This is a genomic window from Thermodesulfovibrionia bacterium (genome assembly GCA_030646035.1).
In the GTDB taxonomy this organism is placed as follows: Bacteria; Nitrospirota; Thermodesulfovibrionia; order UBA6902; family UBA6902; genus JACQZG01.
Genome location: JAUSMY010000046.1, coordinates 69832 through 88871 on the forward strand (window position 1 = coordinate 69832; position 19040 = coordinate 88871).

Genomic DNA, 19040 nt, shown 5'->3' on the forward strand with positions numbered 1-19040 from the left:
CATCCTGACCTGAAAGTTTTGTTATCCTACAGGCAGTTCAATGATGAACTGAGTGCCTTTGGGCGCGTTGTCCTGAACTCTGATATATCCCCTGTGTTTTGAGATGATACTGTTCACTATGGCAAGCCCGAGCCCTGTGCCTTCTTTCTTTGTAGAGAAGTAAGGGAAGAAGAGCTTATCCTTGTCAGACTCTTTAATTCCCGTGCCGTCGTCAATCACCTCGATTCTTATAAGGTCAAGAGACGTGTTGTGATAGGCATTCAGCCATATGCTGTTTGTTTGCGCCTGGACGGCGTTGTCTATCAGATTAATCAATGCCCTCTTTATCTGCTCCCTGTCGATCTCTATATCAGGCATCTCTTTAATTGAGGTTATGATCTTTATATCCCTGAGATTGCTGTAGAGCTCAACGACTTCGTCCAGTATCTCTTTTATATTTGATGACTCCAGATTTATCTTCGGCATCTTACCGAACCTTGAGAACTCGTCAACCAGAGATCTCAGGCTGTTCACCTCTTTCACTATCGTCTTTGTCGATCTTCTGAGAACATCGTCAAAATCTTCGGACTTGCTGTTCCATTTCTTGAGCAGCCTCTCAGCGGAAAGGCGGATAGGGGTAAGGGGGTTCTTTATCTCGTGGGCTATCCTCTTTGCAACCTCCTGCCATGCAAGCGCTCTCTGGGCCAATATCGTCTCAGTGAGGTTATCAAAAACCACGAGGGTGCCCAAGAAGTTATCGGCAGAATCTTTCAACGCCGCAATATATACGCGAAGATCCATAGGCCTGCCGTTGATATACAGATGTATCTCTTTCTCTACCGAACCGAAGCCCTTTTCACCAAGGCGCTTTACCATTGAGTCGATCTCTTCAGAATTAAGCTTATCAAGGAGTTCCCGGTAGCCCTTATCTGAGAATTTGTCTTTATCGATGTCCAGCATTAACGAGGCTGCCTTGTTCAGGGTTATTATCCTCCCCGGCCGATTAAAGACTATGACACCTGTGTTGATAGTCTCAAGGATAGCCTCCATGCTGAGCCTTCTGCGGTCTGACTCCTTGTATGCGGTTTCAAGTGAGAGTTTCCCCTCCTTTATCTCATCAAGCATCTGATTAAAGGAGTTTATCAGCATGCCTATCTCATCGTCTCTCTTAAGGTCGATCCTGAAGTCAAGGTCGCCGTGCGCAACAGTGCTTGTCGCTTCTGCAAGTGAACGGATAGGAACCGTTATGCTCTTTGCTATCCTGAGTGATATCCAGAGGGCGAGGAAGATGATGATCAGTGTCGCCACGGTCAGCATCATGAAATAGATAAACCTTACGGGATTCTGCTGGGCGCTTATCTGCACATACTCATTGTATGCTTTCTTGATAGACTCCATTTTGTTAACTATATTTTTTGAGATCAGGGTTTCAACGATCACAACTGAGGTGACCTTTCCGTTATCATAGACCGGCACCGCCGCCCTAATCGTATCGCCGTTTTCGTTAGATATTACCTCAGTATCAGACTTTCCCTTAAATGCTTCTCTTACAAGGTCTGAATCTGAGTCGTCCATCCCCTTGATCAGTTGAGTGCTGAACTTATCGGTATGATAATTAGTTTTTCCGTCAGTCAGGATAATACCCTTGTTGGATGCTATGAGTTCGGCATAGATAACAGCGTGCTGCCGTTCTTTAAGATAGAAAGTCTTGGCTATGTCCATAGTGTCGTATATAGGTTTCTGCACCTCTATCGAGAACCATGTGTCAATAGAGCTTTTAATCAGTTCATGGGAGAGTATGAAAAGCAGTATGGAAGGGACAAGTGTCAACCCCATAAAGGAGCTTACAAGTTTTATCCTGAACTTTGATCCGATGGTCTTCTGCTTCTTCTCTGAGTAAAGATGGTATAGGTTGCGCGCTACGAAGAATATCAGGAGAAACAGGAAGAGGATTATATTTACAGAGATAAAGACCAGCCCTATTTTTATAAGCAGCGGGCCGTGCTCGATCCCGAGATAATTGAGCACTATTCCGGTGATGAATATTCCTAAGATGCTCATTCCGAGAAGGCCGAGGACTATCTTAAGGTTCTTCACTTAGCCTCTCCGACAATGAATGTTCCGGACTCTTTTGCAAGGCTCATCTCGGTCTCAGGTATGAGGTGCATCAGCATGCCGATAAATAGAGGATACTCCCTGCTCTTTGATTCAATAACGACCCTGACATAATATTCGCCCTTGTCAAAGCCTTTTACATTTCCCAATGATATAGGGCTTATTGAGGATAACCAGTTTTGTATTGATTCAAAATCCTTAAACCTTTTAGTCTCCATATCTTTATTGTCAGAGGAGGATGCCCAGTACTGGTCCCGGAGATTATCATATCTGATCATCATCTTTATCTTTTTGGCTGATACGAACTCGTCAGGCCAGAATGCCCATACGCGGAAGAGCTCAACGGTAAAGATGACCTCCTTCTCAATGCCTGAGTTAACGCTCTTTTCAAGGTCTTTGACATTAACTACCCCGGTGGTTACAATGATATCATTCTCTTTTATCATTGCGTCCGGGCCTATGATCTTCATTGAAGCGGCATTAACAAAAGAGGGCGCGAGCGCCAACAGAATGGTTGCTGCAAAAACAAAAAGGCTTTTCTTCATATCTATATTATATATACGAAATAACATTGAGATTATAAGATACACAAAAAAGTGAAAAGTTAAAAGTTGAGAGTTAAGGAGAACGGATGATACCTGAACTGAAATACAAAGAAAACGGTCTGATACCTGTCATTATCCAGGATGTCAGCGACAACGCAGTTCTTATGCTTGCTTATATGAATGAAACATCTCTTAGAAAAACAGTTGATACAGGCAAGACGCATTTCTGGAGCCGCTCGCGCCAGAAGTACTGGATGAAGGGCGAGACATCGGGAAATGTTCAGCTTGTGAAGGAGATACTCTATGACTGTGATGAGGACACTCTGCTTATCAAGGTGGAGCAGGTAGGAAAGGGAGCCTGCCACACGGGAAATAGAACATGCTTTTACAGGAGTATAGATGTTGATGGGAGCGGCGGCCAATAGTGAAGTTAGGCGAGAAGGGCGAGGGCGTTGCCGTAACTTTTCTTCAGAAGAGCGGTTATAAAATATTAGAGCAGAACTTCAAGACCTTTCTTGGAGAGATAGACATCATAGCGCAGGACGGTGAGACGCTCGTATTTATTGAGGTCAAGACGAGAGAAAGTCTTTTATACGGCCAGCCGTTTGAAGCGGTGAACAAGACAAAAAGGCGCAAGATAGCAAATGTCGCGCTTCTTTACCTGAAGAAGCTTAAAGAGACCCCGCCGTGCAGGTTTGACATTGTCAGCATCTGCTATGAGAATATGAAGCCTGAGATCGAGCTTATCAGGGATGCGTTTGAAGTTTAGTATCTCCCTTAGAATTTCTTCCTGCGTATATGGTATTATTTCTGTCACGGGGCGTAGCGCAGCCTGGTAGCGCGCACGGTTCGGGACCGTGAGGCCGGAGGTTCGAATCCTCTCGCCCCGACCATTAATAGTATGTTTTATGGCAGCCCCCTTAGCTCAGTCGGATAGAGCACAGGTTTCCTAAACCTGGTGTCGCAAGTTCGATTCTTGCAGGGGGCACCATATTTTTTCAGGTTTTAACCATGTCATCTGCCCTTCTTCATACACCTCTCTGCTTGCCAATATTCATAAAAAATGTATTGACAAATTTATCATTTGTTTACATTGTGTCTTATGATATGGCACTATTAACAAGCCCAGATAGAGGCTAATAAATATTTAATCACAATAGGAGGATGTTATGAAAAACATGATACTTTGTTTGTCTTTGCTGTTCGCAGTGGTTGGCTGTGCTACAACTGGAAATGGAGCAAAATGGAGCTGCCGTGCCGAAGGACTTGCGGATTACAGATACAACGGTGCAGGGCGTGCATATATCCATCTTCAAAGCTATTCAAGTGGACATGATTACAAAGTTATGCTTAATGCACAGGGAACAGAGGCTACAGGTAACACTCAAGATGGAACACCATTTTCTTGTATTAAGGAAAAATAATACATCAATTAATGGTTTTTATTTGCATTTTAACCATATATAAATCATAACGTTCGCCGGTATGGCAACATTAACAAGCACATAAATCGTAAACATCTTAATTTTTCACAGGAGGCTAAATGTCTATCAAGAAGAAAGTAGCTAAAGTAGCAAAGGCAGTTGAGAAGAAAACGGCTAAGGCAGTTAAGGCAACTGAGAAGAAGGTGGCTAAAGTGGCAAAGGTAGTTGAGAAGAAAACAGCTAAGGTAGTGAAGGTAGCTGAGAAGAAAGTAGCGAAAGCAGTTAAGGTAGTTAAAAAGCAGCTAAAAAGAAAGTAGTCTGGGCAGCACATAGGAGGAAGATATGGGCGTCTGGGAGAATTTAAAGATGGCGAAGAGGTCTTCTACGGATCGTTTGATCGGCGGCGTGTGCGGAGGATTGGGTGAAGCGACACCAATCCCATCCTGGATGTGGAGAGCCGGGTTTTTATTCTCTATGCTGGCTTTCGGTGCTGGATTATTGCTGTATGTGGTGTTGTGGATCTGTATGCCCGGGGACAAGAAGTAATTTAACTTCTGTCCAAGTAGATAGCCCTTCAATGAAAATGTTAAGCTTATCGCAAGGAAATATAATCCAATGTCTTTTGATATCGATAAAATATTTTTTGAGCGGGCTTTTGAATGTCCGCATGATTTCATGTGTGAGGATTCCGAAGATCCCTGCCTCTGTGTTATTGATAAACCTCGTTCCGGTTTTCTTCATATTGCCCGAAGAACGCTGGAGGAATGCCCATATATGAAAACAATGGGTGACGGCCTCATTTGTACCTGTCCTGTAAGAGTTGAAATTTATCGAGTCTATCATAAATAAAAGATACTTCTCAGCCTTTTTTATTATCCAATTATAATTCTCAATACCGCCCCGGCATTTTCTTCTTGTATTTTTTGTAGAAATTTCATACTGTTTACTTATAGGAGCAACAATGCGTTATCCGATAAGTGAAGAAACAGTCAGGAAAACAAAAAAATGTGACCATGATTTTGCTTGTTTAGACGGTAATTTTGAAAACTGTTCCTGCTCTATAGACCGTTATTTATTAGGGAACGGCATTTTTCTTAAGGAAAATGAGGCGCTTAAACAGCATTGCCCATACATCCTCTGTTATGGATCTTCTTTCAGCTGTCATTGCCCGACAAGGATCGAACTTCTTCAGAAACATAGAGTTTAGTTCTATAACATAACTTTCTAAGTCCTCTTGATACACACCCCTGCACCCCTCTTGATAGAGGGGAAAAAGATAATCAGTCAAAAAAAGAATTAAAACGATGAAGGGCGTATAATAGATAAGCAAAAAAGTTTTCATCAGTAAAAAATACATTCTAAAAGGATGGGTAGATGAAAAATCAAAGCTATATGGCAAAAAAGGTTCAGATGGATGAAAAGATGAAAGCAGTAGGCCTTGTTTCCAAATGTTTTCCTGATGTTTTGGATATTGTGATCCATATGACGTATGACCGGAAGACATCGAGTTCTTTTTCTCTTGAACGCACTCTTAATTTTTCTCAATCCAGTTATGCCTATTTTGATATAAACTGCATTATTAAGGATTGTGTTTATGGAAATCTTAACCTGACCCCATTGATCAGTTCTATGGTTAAAGAACATAAAAAGAACGGAACTGGCAGGGAAGTATTCAAGGTAAGTAAAGATTCATATATCTCAGGCGATGTCGGGATCTCCTATAAGATAAATATCAAGTACAATAATAAAGTTAAGCACTCATCACATTAGCTGTTCCGCAGTGAAATTTACATATTTAGTTTGACGGTTTCATTTAACTTTTTTAAATATTTTCTGGATTAAAAGGAGAGGCGACTATGGCGGTACGCGCGGGCATGTATGGTGCCAATAAGAGGAGAAAAGAACTGGATCGGAAGAAAAAGCAGGATGAGAAGAGACTGAAACGGAAGAGCAGCGTTAAAGATTCTCCCCAGGAAACTGAAGGAGCAGCCGCTATTAATATTGAATCAGAATCCTTAAAGGATCCATTAGATTAAGAATAAAAAAAAGACTCAATGACCGAATGTCATTGAGTCTTTTGCGGTGTTTAACTTGATGCGTATTGCTATGATGCCTTTTTCAAGTCTTTAAATACCTGCCATCCCTTAAGAAGGTCAACCGCACGCTGAAGCTGAATATCTTCAGCTTTTTCATCTTTAACAACTGCTTCAGGAGCGTCTTCTTCGGTAATGACTGGATTGTCTGCTGCTTCATCTTTCTTCACTTCTTTGTCTTTAGTTTTTATTAAATCGTTTTCAAGGTGCCTTGCAAGGTCCTTTTCTCTTACAATAGGGTGGGTACCTGATCCGTTCTCAGACTTTACTGCGATATCAGGCTCAATACCTGTGGTCTGGATCGACCTGTCCTTGGGTGTGTAATAACGAGCGGTTGTCAGCCTAAGGCCTGAACCGTCACTTAGTTCCATAACAGTCTGCACTGAACCCTTTCCGAATGTCTTGGTACCCAGGATTACGGCACGTCCCCAGTCTTGCAGAGCGCCTGCAACTATCTCGGAAGCGCTGGCGCTTCCTTCGTTAACGAGTACTATCATTGGATAGTCATAAGGTTTATTGCCGTTTTTAGTTTTGTATTCAGTCTTTTCTCCGACCCTTCCCTTAATATAGACGACAAGCTTGTTTGCCGGGAGGAACTTGCTTGATACATCAACTGCGCTGTTAAGAAGTCCGCCGGGGTTATTTCTCAGGTCAAGAACAAGCCCGGTGATGCCTTTAGTCTTGGATATTTCCACTAAAGCAGTCTCAAGGTCAGCAGCTGACTGCTCCTGAAACTGCATGAGCCTTACATATCCTATTTCATTATCTATTATTTTATGCTTCACGCTCTTTGTCTTTATTATGTCTCTTATGATGGTGAAATCTATCGGTTTATCAAGGCCGGCTCTGACTATTGTAATAGTTACAGAGGTGCCTTTCTCTCCCCTGAGCTTATTAACTGCTTCCATAAGTGTCAGGTCTTTTGTAGTCTCATTATTTATCTTTATAATAAAGTCGCCTGCCTTGACTCCTGCGACAAAGGCCGGGGTGTCCTCAATAGGTGCTATAACGGTAAGCATATTGTCTTTCATGCCGATCTGTATGCCGAGCCCTCCGAACTCTCCCTTGGTCTCTATCTGCATCTCATGATAGGAATCAGGGGTCATGAAGGATGAGTGCGGGTCAAGGGAACTCAGCATTCCTCTTATAGCGCCGTATACCAGTTCCTTGTCATCTACTTCTTCAACATAATTCTGTTTTACAAGCGACAGCACCTCTACAAAGGTCTTGATCCTTTTATATGCTTCCCCCTCATAAGCGCTCACAGTTTCAACAGCCCCCCATTTGCTCAGCACAAGAGGCGTCATCATTAGAAGAAGTATAAGTGCCCACCAGAAATAAGATTTATTTTTCAGCATTTCCCCTCATAATTACATTAAATGATTTTATTTTTTTGAAGTCTTATCAATTCGGTTTTTCATCAGCCAATTAACTGGGTCAACAGGCTTTCCTTTATCTCTAATCTCAAAATAAAGAGTGGGAATTCCCAGTGACTTTGACATGCCTGCTTTACCAATGACTGAACCCTTTTTTATTATAGCACCTGTTTCATGAAAAATCTCTGACAGCTGCCCGTAGAGAGAGTGATATCCTCCGCCGTGATCAATAATTACCAGCAGCCCATACCCCTTGAACTTGTCAGCGAATACTATCTTGCCGCCCATTATCGCCTCTACCGGACTCCCCAGGCTTGTCTTGATCTCCACCCCGTTCTTATAAACAGGGATCTTAAGCTCAGGGTCGATGTATTTGCCAAAAGGAAGAACAATACTGCCGTTTACAGGCCACGGGAGTCTGCCTTTCATGGAGCTGAAGCCTTTATCTACAGAAGGCTTTGAACTTCCCATTCTTGAAATTCTCTTCATCATTGCTCGCAGCCTCTTTGATGCCTTTGTCAGCTCCTCAAGCTCTTTTTCGTAATTGCTGCGCCTCTCTTTCACTGATGTGAGCAGGCTGTTTTTTTTGCGTTTCTGCGCCTCTAATTCTTTCGTCTTTTTACTAAGAATCTTCCTGTCTGACTCAAGGCTGTTCTTAAGGGTCTCAAGCTCCTGTTTGTTAACGTCAAGCTTAACAAGGCCGGCTCTGATATCTTCGATCAATCTTCGGTCGTACCCGGCAATATATTCCAGATATTTTCTTTTTCTTCCAAAGTCCTGATAGTCTGCCGCAGATACAAAAAACAATGCTATTTCATTTTGCCTGAACTTATATATTGTTCTAAGGCGTTCATAAAGATACTCCTTCCTCTTTGCCAGGCCGGCCTGCAGTGAACCGGTGCTTTGATTAACAGAATCTATATTGGCTGATTTTTCAGATATCATCTGATTGTATTTACGGATATCATCGGCATTCTTTTTTATTGAGAAGCCTATCGTCTTGAGATTTGTGGCCAATGACTTTTCTTCCGCTTTGGTCTTTTTAACCTTTTCTTTTCTTTCTTCAATTTTTTTGCTGATATCGGTAAGTTCTTTTTCAGGGGCTGCTGCATGAAGAAGTGAAAAACAGAAGGCCAACAGTGAGATAGAAACTATAAGAAGGAATGTCTTTGCTTCTCTTATTCCCATTTGTCAGTATTTAATCTTTTCGACCGCAATGAAACTGCCTGTAAGGCTTAGCAATGCACCGGCAATGGGGCCAAACAATAACATATCTAAAGGCAGATGGAAGAGGGATGCCCCTATTTCCGGCAAAAGTTCAATTAATTTTGAGGTAATTAAAGGATAGGAAAACAAGATGACAGATGAGCAGACAGCGCCTCCGAGCGCTCCTATGACAATGCCTTCGATCAGAAACGTCAGCCTTATAGACCCTCTTGTTGCGCCAAGCGTCTTCAGGTTATTGACCTCTTCCTCTCTTCTGGAAAAGAGTATCTTTATTGTACTGAATGATATAAAGATGACCGCGGTCAATAATGCTGAGCCGATTATCAATGCAAATGCCCTTAATGCCCTGGTGATCCTGATAAAGGATGTGAGCCATTTTTCTCCTGACTGAACATCATCCACGCCGGGGATTTGAAGTATTGCAGCTGCTTTTCGTTTAACAAAGGCAGGGTTTAACGCCATACGTTTCAGTTTAAGCTCAAAAGAGGAGGGCAGCGGATTGCTGTCAACAGATTCAAGGAGTGAGTTGTCCGTGCCCAGGGCCTTCTGCAGCTCTGCTAAGGCATCTTCCTTTGATATATACTTTACACTTGATATGTCGCTGTCTTGCCGGAACAATGTTTTGATCGCCTCTTCTTCATCTTTGCCGATGCCTTCATCCATATAGACAATAATGCGGAAATCATTAAACCATTTGTTGATAAATGATTCGATGTTGGCTGTTAATATAAGGAATGCGGCGAGTATCAGCATAACCGTGCTTATTGAGAGAGCGGCAAGGAGGTTTATCCACTTTTCACGCCAGAGATTCTGAAGAGCGGTATCATATGGATTCAGCAGCGTCCTCATACAGTTATAGTGAATGATATATCAGTGAGTACAGCTTCTTTGCCGAAATATTTTGAAACGTTCGAGAAACGGATCATTATCCCAGATACGTCTTTACTGTTTCGACGATCTTTTCAACTGTAAGGCCATGGTACGTAAGGAGTTCTGAAGGAAGTCCTGAACATCCGAATGTATCCTGGATACCTATGCGTTTAACTGTTACAGGATGATTTTCCGAAATGAACTCAGCAACAGCGCCGCCCAGCCCTCCGATAACAGAATGCTCTTCCGCTGTAACAATTATTTTAGAGCTCTTTGCGGCCTCAAGAAGTACAGCCGCATCAAGAGGTTTGATCGTTGACATATTGATGACACCTGCATCTATTCCGTCTTTCCTTAGAATGTCAGCCGCCTTGAGCGCAAGGTCGACCATGATGCCGCAGGCTATAATATTTGCATCTTTTCCCATATGAAAGACATATGCCTTGCCGAGAGTGAAGCTGTAATCATCAGGCATCACATACGGCACATTGGACCTGCCGAGCCTTACATAGACAGGCCCTTTCATGGCTGCTACGGCGTTAATCGCTGAGGTGGTCTCTGCGGCATCCGCAGGAACTACAACGTTCATATTGGGAAGCGCCCTCATAATGGCAATATCCTCAAGCGCCTGATGTGATGCGCCGTCCTCTCCTACGGTAATGCCTCCATGAGTTGCGACGATCTTTACGTTTGTGCGTGAATAACATAGTGTAAGCCTTATCTGGTCCCAAGCCCGTCCTGTTGCAAAGACTGCAAATGTTGAAGCAAAGGGAACCTTACCGGTAAGGGAGAGGCCTGCGGCAGTCCCTATCATATCCTGCTCGGCTATACCCATGTTAAAGAACCTTTCAGGGAATTCTTTAGCAAACTTGTTTGTTTTTGTAGAACCCGAGAGGTCTGCGTCAAGTGCGACTATGTCAGTCCTTTTTCTTCCAAGCTCCAGAAGCGCTTCGCCGTATGCATCTCTCGTTGCCTTAGGTTTTTTTATGGTATCAGACATTGTTTATCTCCTTAATTGCTTTATCTAATTGCTCAACAGACGGGGTAGTGCCGTGGTACTCGACCTTGCCTTCAAAGAATGACACGCCTTTGCCCTTAACCGTATTGGCGATGATCATTGTGGGTTTTCCCCTGGTCTTCTCTGCTTCATTAAGAGCGCCGAGTATCGCTTTTATGTCATGCCCATCGATATTAATGACATGCCAGCCGAAAGCAGCCCACTTGTCAGTAAGCGGTTCAATCCCCATTACCTTCTCAACAGGACCGTCGATCTGGAGGCCGTTCCTGTCAATGACCGCACACAGATTGTCGAGGTGATAATGTGCGGATGTCATGGCAGCTTCCCATACCTGGCCTTCCTGTACCTCGCCGTCACCCATAATGCAGTAGATCCTTGCCGGATTTTTATCCAGCTTCAGTCCCAGCGCCATGCCATTGGAGACAGAAAGCCCCTGGCCGAGAGAACCGGTGGATACCTCAACTCCTGCGAGGCTCTTGCAGCATGGGTGTCCCTGAAGCGGAGACTCGATCTTCCTCAGGTCATCGAGGATATCTTTTGAAAAGTACCCTGCCTTTGCAAGGACGGCGTACAGCAATGGTGCTGCGTGGCCCTTGGACATTATGAACCTGTCTCTCTCATTCCATAAAGGATCATGAGGGTTGAATCTCATTTTTGAGAAATATATTGCAACCGCAATATCAGTAGCAGAGAGTGACCCGCCGGTATGGCCTGAGCCGGCAGATGTGAGCATCTTCAGTATATCGATACGCACCTCTCTGGCGATATTGTCAAGCTTGTTTACATCGGTTATCTGTCCGGTTAAGTTCATTAAATCCTCCAAATTGTCGGAAATGGTATTTGATAAAATTAAATCAATTTATTCTGAAGGGGTCTAAAAAATACGTGAAATTATAATCTTTCAGCACAAACATAAGCAACAGATTAATCGGGTTAATAGAATGGCTGGGGCAGATTCAGCATAACATTGGCTTAACCCGTTAAAAATGTGCTTGTATTTATTCCATATGAAAATATTTATCAGACAGTGTAAAATATCAATACTAACCAATCAGTTTCTTTGAAAAAACAATAATACAACCGAAAACGATATTGATGAAAAAAATAGTTATCAGTTTAATTGCTTTTGTTTTTCTTTTGTATGGATGCGCGACTTCACCGGTAAAAGAGATGCCAGTGCCGGAGGGCGGTGCTGCCAGAAAGTCACCGATACCGCAGGAGGAGCAGGAGACAAAGTCTATTAATGTTTTTCGTGAACTGCTTGATATGTCAGCATCGGCAGATGACAGGGATGATGTGCTTCTTGAGATGCAGAAGAAGTATCTTGAGATCATAAATAATTATCCGGATGCGCCGCTTGCTCAGGAAAGTTATTACAGGCTGATCAATATTTTATTAACTGATTACTACCCGCCTGAATTTGTAAAGGCTGAGTCGCATTATAATGATTTTTTAAAAAGATATCCCAGATCAAAATTTAAATATCTGATTGATACAACATTAGGCACGTATTACCTTAAAAGCGGGCAGTGGGAAAAACTTTCAGTGTTGGCCAGAGATGCATTCGATGATTACTCCAAGTCCGGTTCTGCAGGAAGCCCGACACTCTTATTTATGTATGCAGAATCAAACTACAATCTTAACAATTTAAAAGAAGCTGAAGCCGGGTATAATGCCGTTATCAGGCTGTTTCCTAATTTCGGTGACGGTATTACCTCTAAAGCAAGGCTGGAAGAAATGAAATCCAGAAAAAATCGGCCATAATTTCAATTTATTGTCATTAGTGTGTGAAAACACCCATGTGGGGGCTATTTAAGACTTTTTCTGATATGCTTGTTGAGTTTAACTTGTTGTTTTTATTAGGTTATCCTTTTTGGTATCATTTTTGCTTTATTATATTACATGAAGACCACATATAAACATAAAATACAAAACATTTTTACAATTTCTGCACTAATTTTATTGTCAACCCTTTCTTTTGCCGCTAAAACCCAAGCAGCGGCCATGCCTGATTATGCCAGGCTGCAGTCGATAAGCAACAAGCTTCAGGCACCTTCAGGTGTAGCTCTTGATGCTTATGATAATTTATATGTGACTGATTCTAAAAGCAATAAGCTTGTAATCTACAGCAGTGACGGAACATATATTGACACTATTCATGGTTTTAATGAACCCATTAGTGTCGCAGTTGGGAATGGCATTATTTATGTAGGAGATAGCGGCAGCGGAACAGTGAAGGTTTATGATAAAAACCGTAACTATATAAATAGTATCGGCAATTTCTTAAAGCCTTCATCTATAGCAGTTGATGCTGCGGGAAAGATTTATGTTGTGGATTCTGAAAGAGATATGGTTTATGTATACAATTCTGATGGCACTTCCAGTTTTTCATTCGGCGGCTCCGGCAATACTAACGGACTCTTCCACTATCCTACTGCAATGGCTATTAATGCATCAGCCGGTGAGATTATAGTAACTGACCTTCAGGTAATATCATCAGCAGCAGGTACCTTTGAAGGTGCAAGGATTCAGGTTTTTGACATGAGTGGGAACCACAAGCGCAGTTTTGGCGATTACGGTATTGGAGCAAGTAAGCTGTTCAGGCCTTCCGGTGTGGCTGTTGATGAAGAAGGAAGGGTATATGTGACAGATGTATTCCAGAATGTAGTTCAGGTATATAATAATGATGGTACTCATCTTGGCGCGCTTTATGACTCTGCTAATCCTATGAGGACGCCTGTTGATATAACGATCAGCAATAGCAATAAAATTTATGTTGCATCATTTTATACTTACGGTGTAGAGGTTTATAGAATCACAGATGACAAGCCTGCTTACGCAACTGTTGTTCCTCAGTCTCATGATTTTGGTAGTGCATATGTTGGCAGTTCTTCAACTACCCAGAAATTCACGGTATATAATATAGGTAATGGAGATTTGCAATTAGGGTCTGTTGTGCTTGCCGGTGCAGATGCGGGCGATTTTATTATTCAGATTGATTCATGTAATGGAAATAATCTTGTTCCTGCAGGTACATGCGATGTAATAGTTGCCATGTCGCCTGTTTCAGTTGCATCGAAGAGTGCTGAAATTAATATATTCTCCAATGACCCTTCAAGCCCACTTGTGGTTACTCTGAGCGGCAACGGTGTTGCGGCGCCAAATCAGTCTCCTGTAGCTGATGCAGGCGGGCCTTATAATGTTAATGAGGGAACAACTGCACTGCTTGATGCCTCAGGTTCATCTGATGCTGATGGTTCAATAGGCACATATTCATGGGACCTTGACAACGACGGAGTTTATGAAACGATTGGCAACCCTATGGGATTTGATGCAGCTTCGATTGATGGTCCCCTTGGGCCGTTTACAATAGGTCTTAAGGTTACTGATAATCTCGGTGCTACAGGCACAGACAGTACCACTATAATGATAAACAATGTTCCTCCTGCGGCAGATGCCGGAGGGCCTTATTCCGGCTTAACAGGTACTGCTGTTGTTCTTACAGGTTCATCTGCAGATTCCGGCAGTGCTGATGTTCTTGGTTATGCATGGGATCTTAATGGCGATGGTTCATATGAAACATCCGGCAAGGATGTGCAGATAACATATAACACTGTCGGTAATTATACAGTTGGGCTTAGGGTTACAGATGATGACGGCGGTGTTGGTATAGATACAGCACATATTACTGTTACCGCTGCAGTAGTTGTAGTACCCGGGATTGATATTTCCCTTAATGCCGGATGGAATCTTGTGGGATGGGTAAGCGATATCGGTTATTATAAGGCTGGCTCGCAGCCTCTGGTCACAGAATATGCTTCAGGTGCAACAATGAATTCCGTGGCAAATATTGATGCTGCAATGACTGACATAGGGTTGTCTTCAGCAGATTATCTGCTAATTATCGGGCCTGAAGGAAAGGTTCATATACCGGGATCTCCATTTAATACGCTTAAAAAGCTGCTTCCTGACAGGGCTTACTGGATATATGCAAATCAGGATATATTAATAACTCTTCCTGGTAATAAGATTTCAAAGGCTGCTACGAGCACACTTGCAGCAGGCTGGGTGCAGGTTGGTTACAGGGGTGATGAGGGATTGAATCCTGCAGATGCGTTAAGATGTATTGAAGGTAATTACAATATTGTTGTAAGCGGGAAGGGCAAGCTGTTTATTAAGGGATTCCCATATAACAATTTAACTTCACTGCACCAGGGGCAGGGTTACTTCATCTATATGACGACAACAGGGACGTTGACGTATGATTGTCCTTAAAATAAATTGCTAGGAGATAATATTATGAAAAAGAGCATGAAAATATCATTATTAATAGCATCAGTATTGCTCTTTATGGCCAGCCCTATTTATGCCGGCAGTTTTGGCAGTCCTGTCTCTTCTGTTATAAGCATGCATATTGCCGGTTCATTAACAATAAATGGGAATGCGGCAGCTTTTGGTGATGAAGTTGCCATCTTAGACAACAGTGGAAAGGTTCTGGGGTTGTTTGTTGTGGATGATGAAGGCGCATACGGTGATATGAATATCTCAGGCGATTATTCAGCAAGCTCTGATGATGAAGGTGCCCAAGAAGGTGAAATTCTTTATATCAGCGTATGGCAGGCATCTACAGATACTCTTTACTCTGGAAGTGGTGTGAGTATCACAGCGCCATCAGTCGGAGATACGATTTACGCTCCCTATTCTGAATCTGTACTTCATTTTGAGGGAGGCAGTTTTAACCTCCTTAATATTCAAGCCAGATAATCTCAGGTAATATGAGGATATAACTATGATAAAAAACATCAAAAAAAGGGCAATACTATTACTTGTAATTTGTTTGGCATTAATATCATCTTTTGCATATTCTCTTGACGCTCCGCACTCACCTGCAAACCTGCAGGATTGTGCGACTTGTCATGATTTCTCCAGTTCTAATCCTTATCTTATGACTGACTGGACTGGTGGATATACGATGCAAGATGATGATGACACCCCATTAAATCACCTATGCAGAAGCTGTCATTACGGAGGCGGATCCGCCCCTGCGCATGATACGCATTCCTATCTCGGAGTTGGATATTCATCATCTACCGCAAGCCCCTATGGAGGCTGGCAGGTTAGATGCTCCACCTGTCATAACCCTCATTACCAAGATCAGGCCAAGGCATACATTAAGACAGGCGATACATACTGGAAGGTCAAATTGATTGTAGGGACAGTTATTTCATCTGCCACTTCTTCAACCATTCAGGCATCGGTTAATCCTGCTTGGGCTACTAATGCATATGTTGGTATGCATGTTATACCTGATGTCAATACAAAGTACCCTGTTTCATATAAAATTACAGCCAATACATCAGATACTTTAACAGTAAAAGGGCCGCTTAACCCTGCTACAGGATTACCCGGTAAAACATTTGCAATATTTCGTGGAAAGCTTATCAGGAACCAGATAAAGCTTAATGATATTGTCAATCAAGAGGTTTCACAAACAGGCAGAATGACTGTCAGGTTCTTTAATGCTTCCGGCACGAAATCATTTGCAGACGGAGATACAACATATGATGGTATATGTGAGGTTTGTCATAATCAGACTTCACACTTCAGAAATTCCGGTTCTGCTCCGGATCAAAATCATACTCTTTTAGGCTCAGGCATCCCCGGTCAAAATTGTACCGGTGCTTGTCATGTGTCAAGTGACGGGTTCCAGCCGTCAGGATGCAGTTCCTGTCATGGCTATCCAGTAGATACAGGCTCATTGATCTCATTGGATAAAACAGGAGCATCTGCTACAAGCGATTCTCAGGGCCCTGGCGCGCATATTGCGCATAACACCAAATTTGAATGTACCAACTGTCACACCGGAGGCATGATTGGCGGTGCTTCTCAGGGTGATGACCTCATTAACATAGGTTTTTATCTTAATAGTAATCTGGGCGGTAATTATGACGGTACTGCATCAAGAACAGTATTTAATTATGTCGGTTCAGCGTCTACAACGGTTACAACATTAGGGACTTTGCAGTGTTCAAATTTATATTGTCATAGTACGGGGCAGTCTTCAAACGGGGCTTCTCCTATTCCTTCATCTTATGCTGCACCGGCATGGAATGGAACCGCAGTCTGCGGCACCTGTCATGCGAAAGCTGAAGGAGAAGGTCTTACCAGCGGATCTCACGGAGCGCATCTTGGAACAGCAGGAGTCAACGGCTGTGCTGACTGTCATACCGGAGCGGCAAACGACGCATCTACATATAATTCAGCTAATCACGTAAATAGATTAATAGATGTTGCAAACACATATGGTGCCGCAGGCGCTCCGGGTAACGGATACGGCACATGTTCAGCAGCAAGCTGTCATTCCAATGTATATACCTCAGGCACAATAGCGACACCGGTATGGGGCAGCACAGACAACGGATGTTCGGCATGTCATACCACAGTGATAGATGCAACAGGCCCGGCAACAGGCGGCCATGCGTTACACGCCGAGACAACCTGTACGCTCTGCCATAATGCAGGCACAACTTCAGCAACCATGCCGTCAACTGAACATGCGGATGGAGACATAGACACAAACAATGTCGGTTATTCAGACAATAAGGCCAAAGGCAGCATATACACAACATGTTCAACAGCAAGCTGCCATGCAAATGTCTACGCATCAGGAACAATACCAACACCGATATGGGGCAGCACAGGCAACGGATGTTCAGCATGTCATACACCAGCGATAGACCCAACAGGCCCGGCAACAGGCAGCCACAGCGCACACATGTCTGCAACTGTAAAGGTTAACGGCAGCAGCATCGTCTGCGTCAACTGCCATAACGCAGGCACGACCTCAGCAACCAAGCCGTCAACAGAGCATGCTGACGGAGACATAGACACATCAGCCAGCTTAGGCTACACAGACAACAAGGCTAAGGGCAGCGCACCCACAACCTGTTCAACGGCATACTGTCATACAAACGGCCAGGATGCTTCTGGCACAACAATTACGCAGAAGGTAACGGCAACATGGGGAACACCAGCCACATGTACAACATGCCATGACTTCAACGGTTCAATGCAGCCCACAACGGCAAATCATACAACACATATAACACGCACAGGAGGCACATGTGTGCAGTGTCATGATGTTTATGGAGATAACACAACAGAGCCTGATCTTAATTCACCTCTTCATATTAATAATGTAATCAACGTTGCGCAGGGCGGAGTTGTAACCTTCGGTTATGATGGCAACGGTTCCGGCAATCATGCACCCGGATATGGTTATGGATCATGTTCAACGGTCTCCTGCCACGGTGGCGGCGCAACAAGAACATGGGGACAGATGGGTGACGCATGTGAAGACTGTCACTCTAACCTTGGCGGGCCTTCAGGCAGCGACAGGGGTCATGGTTTCCATGTTCAGACAGCATATATTGGAGCAATTACTGCAAGTTCATACGGTGACTATACCGGCAATGACTGGTACGCATATAGCAATACAGGCGGAACTCCTGATATGGGTTGCGGATTCTGTCATCCGCAGTCAGACGCTACACATAATAACGGAGTTGTTAACCTGAACTTTGATCCATCAGACACAGGGGCTTCTGCCACATTGAAGTTTAAGAATGATGCTTCCTCAACCTATGCTCAAACAGAGCGTACAAGCGTAACCTGCTCGAGCGTGTACTGTCATAGTGACGGTTACGCAAATCCTGGTTATGGATATCAGACATCTCCTGAATGGTTTCTAGGTAACTTTGTCGGTGATAAGTGTGATGACTGTCACGGCAACTCACCGGCCAGTAATTCACACGACAGCCATGTTGTTGGCATACATTATGAAGGTGTTTACACAGGTTCAACAGGTCTCGCATCTGCCGGATCAGGTAATACAAACGCTCACGGAAGTTCATCATACTCAACAACAATAAGCTGCAGCACATGTCACAACAGCACCGTGACACAGACTGCAAATGCCGGAAACAATACTTGTACAATATGCCACACTGATACTAATTCACCGGCAACCGGCAACGAGTTCGCTGTTATATACGCTTCCGCCACAACCCATATTAACGGGACGCCGGATATAGCGTTCAATGCGATCAATGTTAAGTCAAAGGCTCAGCTTAGAGATAACACGCAAATTATTACTGATCTTGATGAGACATGGGTCAGGTCTGGCGCTTATAAGGTGCCTGGGTCATATGACCTTGCGAATAACGCTCTTAATACTGCCATAATGTTTGACAGGGTAAGCAGCACATGTTCAACAGTCGCCTGTCATAATGGCAACTCGGTTAAATGGGGCGATACAGGCATAAGCTGTAATAACTGTCACACAGATATCCCAAACTTAAATTAGGTGATCTGAGATGATTAAAATAAATAAT

Annotated in this window: 18 protein-coding genes and 2 tRNA genes; 12 read left to right on the top strand and 8 right to left on the bottom strand. The window is 43.3% G+C overall.

Annotation, left to right across the window (positions count from 1 at the left end):
* Positions 1-21 precede the first annotated feature (21 nt).
* Both Q7U10_07265 and Q7U10_07270 read right to left on the bottom strand, forming a co-directional pair.
* The gene (locus Q7U10_07265) at positions 22-2076 is read right to left on the bottom strand and encodes an ATP-binding protein (protein MDO8282407.1); all 2055 of its coding nucleotides are present in this window, start codon (positions 2074-2076) and stop codon (positions 22-24) included.
* Entirely contained in the window at positions 2073-2639 is a 567-nt protein-coding gene (locus Q7U10_07270; protein ID MDO8282408.1) for a DUF4390 domain-containing protein, read from the bottom strand. The genes Q7U10_07265 and Q7U10_07270 overlap by 4 nt, the downstream gene beginning before the upstream one ends.
* A gap of 86 nt (positions 2640-2725) precedes the next feature.
* Between Q7U10_07270 and hisI the strand changes: the two genes are divergently transcribed.
* The 6 genes from hisI (at position 2726) to Q7U10_07300 (ending at position 4380) form a co-directional block, all read left to right on the top strand.
* Entirely contained in the window at positions 2726-3064 is a 339-nt protein-coding gene (gene hisI, locus Q7U10_07275) for a phosphoribosyl-AMP cyclohydrolase (protein MDO8282409.1), read from the top strand.
* Positions 3064-3408, top strand: coding sequence for a YraN family protein (locus Q7U10_07280; protein MDO8282410.1), 345 nt, complete (start codon positions 3064-3066; stop codon positions 3406-3408). Before hisI ends, Q7U10_07280 begins: the two co-directional genes overlap by 1 nt.
* A 47-nt stretch (positions 3409-3455) precedes the next feature.
* Positions 3456-3532 (top strand) — tRNA-Pro (locus Q7U10_07285).
* A 21-nt stretch (positions 3533-3553) separates the two neighbouring features.
* Positions 3554-3630, top strand: a tRNA-Arg gene (locus Q7U10_07290).
* Between the two features lie 178 nt (positions 3631-3808).
* Positions 3809-4063: a hypothetical protein gene (locus tag Q7U10_07295; GenBank protein MDO8282411.1), complete on the top strand. Its 255-nt coding sequence runs from the start codon at positions 3809-3811 to the stop codon at positions 4061-4063.
* Positions 4064-4182: 119 nt separating this feature from the next.
* Positions 4183-4380 carry a hypothetical protein gene (locus tag Q7U10_07300; GenBank protein ID MDO8282412.1) on the top strand — a complete coding sequence of 66 codons (198 nt, stop codon included), beginning with the start codon at positions 4183-4185 and terminating at the stop codon, positions 4378-4380.
* Here the strand turns inward: Q7U10_07300 and Q7U10_07305 are convergent.
* Entirely contained in the window at positions 4366-4740 is a 375-nt protein-coding gene (locus Q7U10_07305; protein ID MDO8282413.1) for a hypothetical protein, read from the bottom strand. The two genes, Q7U10_07300 and Q7U10_07305, sit on opposite strands and share 15 nt — an antisense overlap.
* A 697-nt stretch (positions 4741-5437) precedes the next feature.
* On the opposite strand from Q7U10_07305, the gene Q7U10_07310 reads away from it, so the two are divergent.
* A complete protein-coding gene (locus tag Q7U10_07310) occupies positions 5438-5833 on the top strand; it encodes a hypothetical protein (protein MDO8282414.1) in 396 nt (131 codons plus the stop codon).
* Positions 5834-5919: 86 nt separating this feature from the next.
* Positions 5920-6099, top strand: coding sequence for a hypothetical protein (locus Q7U10_07315; GenBank protein MDO8282415.1), 180 nt, complete (start codon positions 5920-5922; stop codon positions 6097-6099).
* A gap of 68 nt (positions 6100-6167) precedes the next feature.
* Here Q7U10_07315 and Q7U10_07320 read toward each other — a convergent pair whose 3' ends face one another.
* From Q7U10_07320 to Q7U10_07340, 5 genes are all read right to left on the bottom strand, one after another.
* The gene (locus Q7U10_07320; protein ID MDO8282416.1) at positions 6168-7514 is read right to left on the bottom strand and encodes a S41 family peptidase; all 1347 of its coding nucleotides are present in this window, start codon (positions 7512-7514) and stop codon (positions 6168-6170) included.
* Between the two features lie 27 nt (positions 7515-7541).
* A complete protein-coding gene (locus Q7U10_07325) occupies positions 7542-8720 on the bottom strand; it encodes a peptidoglycan DD-metalloendopeptidase family protein (protein MDO8282417.1) in 1179 nt (392 codons plus the stop codon).
* Between the two features lie 3 nt (positions 8721-8723).
* Positions 8724-9608 (bottom strand): permease-like cell division protein FtsX, encoded by an 885-nt coding sequence (locus Q7U10_07330; protein MDO8282418.1) that lies wholly within the window; start codon positions 9606-9608, stop codon positions 8724-8726.
* Positions 9609-9684: 76 nt separating this feature from the next.
* Entirely contained in the window at positions 9685-10629 is a 945-nt protein-coding gene (locus Q7U10_07335; protein MDO8282419.1) for a transketolase family protein, read from the bottom strand.
* Positions 10622-11458, bottom strand: coding sequence for a transketolase (locus Q7U10_07340; protein ID MDO8282420.1), 837 nt, complete (start codon positions 11456-11458; stop codon positions 10622-10624). The genes Q7U10_07335 and Q7U10_07340 overlap by 8 nt, the downstream gene beginning before the upstream one ends.
* 284 nt (positions 11459-11742) lie before the next feature.
* Between Q7U10_07340 and Q7U10_07345 the strand changes: the two genes are divergently transcribed.
* The 4 genes from Q7U10_07345 to Q7U10_07360 all read left to right on the top strand — a co-directional run bounded on the left by Q7U10_07345 (position 11743) and on the right by Q7U10_07360 (position 19012).
* On the top strand, positions 11743-12411 hold the full coding sequence (locus Q7U10_07345) for a hypothetical protein (protein MDO8282421.1): 669 nt from the start codon (positions 11743-11745) through the stop codon (positions 12409-12411).
* Between the two features lie 240 nt (positions 12412-12651).
* The gene (locus tag Q7U10_07350) at positions 12652-14922 is read left to right on the top strand and encodes a PKD domain-containing protein (GenBank protein ID MDO8282422.1); all 2271 of its coding nucleotides are present in this window, start codon (positions 12652-12654) and stop codon (positions 14920-14922) included.
* A gap of 24 nt (positions 14923-14946) precedes the next feature.
* Positions 14947-15411, top strand: a complete 465-nt coding sequence (locus tag Q7U10_07355; protein MDO8282423.1) for a hypothetical protein — start codon at positions 14947-14949, stop codon at positions 15409-15411.
* A 25-nt stretch (positions 15412-15436) separates the two neighbouring features.
* Complete coding sequence (locus Q7U10_07360) at positions 15437-19012, top strand: CxxxxCH/CxxCH domain-containing protein (GenBank protein ID MDO8282424.1); 3576 nt, start codon at positions 15437-15439, stop codon at positions 19010-19012.
* The last annotated feature ends 28 nt before the right edge of the window (positions 19013-19040 follow it).

What these genes read in the sequence shown, in the direction of transcription:
- Q7U10_07330 (MDO8282418.1), bottom strand. Translation starts at nt 9,608, where the DNA reads ATGAGGACGCTGCTGAATCCATATGATACCGCTCTTCAGAATCTCTGG.
- Q7U10_07305 (MDO8282413.1), bottom strand. Translation starts at nt 4,740, where the DNA reads ATGAAATCATGCGGACATTCAAAAGCCCGCTCAAAAAATATTTTATCG.
- Q7U10_07345 (MDO8282421.1), top strand. Translation starts at nt 11,743, where the DNA reads ATGAAAAAAATAGTTATCAGTTTAATTGCTTTTGTTTTTCTTTTGTAT.
- Q7U10_07350 (MDO8282422.1), top strand. Translation starts at nt 12,652, where the DNA reads ATGCCTGATTATGCCAGGCTGCAGTCGATAAGCAACAAGCTTCAGGCA.
- Q7U10_07300 (MDO8282412.1), top strand. Translation starts at nt 4,183, where the DNA reads ATGTCTATCAAGAAGAAAGTAGCTAAAGTAGCAAAGGCAGTTGAGAAG.
- Q7U10_07340 (MDO8282420.1), bottom strand. Translation starts at nt 11,458, where the DNA reads ATGAACTTAACCGGACAGATAACCGATGTAAACAAGCTTGACAATATC.
- Q7U10_07295 (MDO8282411.1), top strand. Translation starts at nt 3,809, where the DNA reads ATGAAAAACATGATACTTTGTTTGTCTTTGCTGTTCGCAGTGGTTGGC.
- Q7U10_07270 (MDO8282408.1), bottom strand. Translation starts at nt 2,639, where the DNA reads ATGAAGAAAAGCCTTTTTGTTTTTGCAGCAACCATTCTGTTGGCGCTC.
- Q7U10_07360 (MDO8282424.1), top strand. Translation starts at nt 15,437, where the DNA reads ATGATAAAAAACATCAAAAAAAGGGCAATACTATTACTTGTAATTTGT.
- Q7U10_07355 (MDO8282423.1), top strand. Translation starts at nt 14,947, where the DNA reads ATGAAAAAGAGCATGAAAATATCATTATTAATAGCATCAGTATTGCTC.
- Q7U10_07335 (MDO8282419.1), bottom strand. Translation starts at nt 10,629, where the DNA reads ATGTCTGATACCATAAAAAAACCTAAGGCAACGAGAGATGCATACGGC.
- hisI (MDO8282409.1), top strand. Translation starts at nt 2,726, where the DNA reads ATGATACCTGAACTGAAATACAAAGAAAACGGTCTGATACCTGTCATT.
- Q7U10_07320 (MDO8282416.1), bottom strand. Translation starts at nt 7,514, where the DNA reads ATGCTGAAAAATAAATCTTATTTCTGGTGGGCACTTATACTTCTTCTA.
- Q7U10_07310 (MDO8282414.1), top strand. Translation starts at nt 5,438, where the DNA reads ATGAAAAATCAAAGCTATATGGCAAAAAAGGTTCAGATGGATGAAAAG.
- Q7U10_07315 (MDO8282415.1), top strand. Translation starts at nt 5,920, where the DNA reads ATGGCGGTACGCGCGGGCATGTATGGTGCCAATAAGAGGAGAAAAGAA.
- Q7U10_07325 (MDO8282417.1), bottom strand. Translation starts at nt 8,720, where the DNA reads ATGGGAATAAGAGAAGCAAAGACATTCCTTCTTATAGTTTCTATCTCA.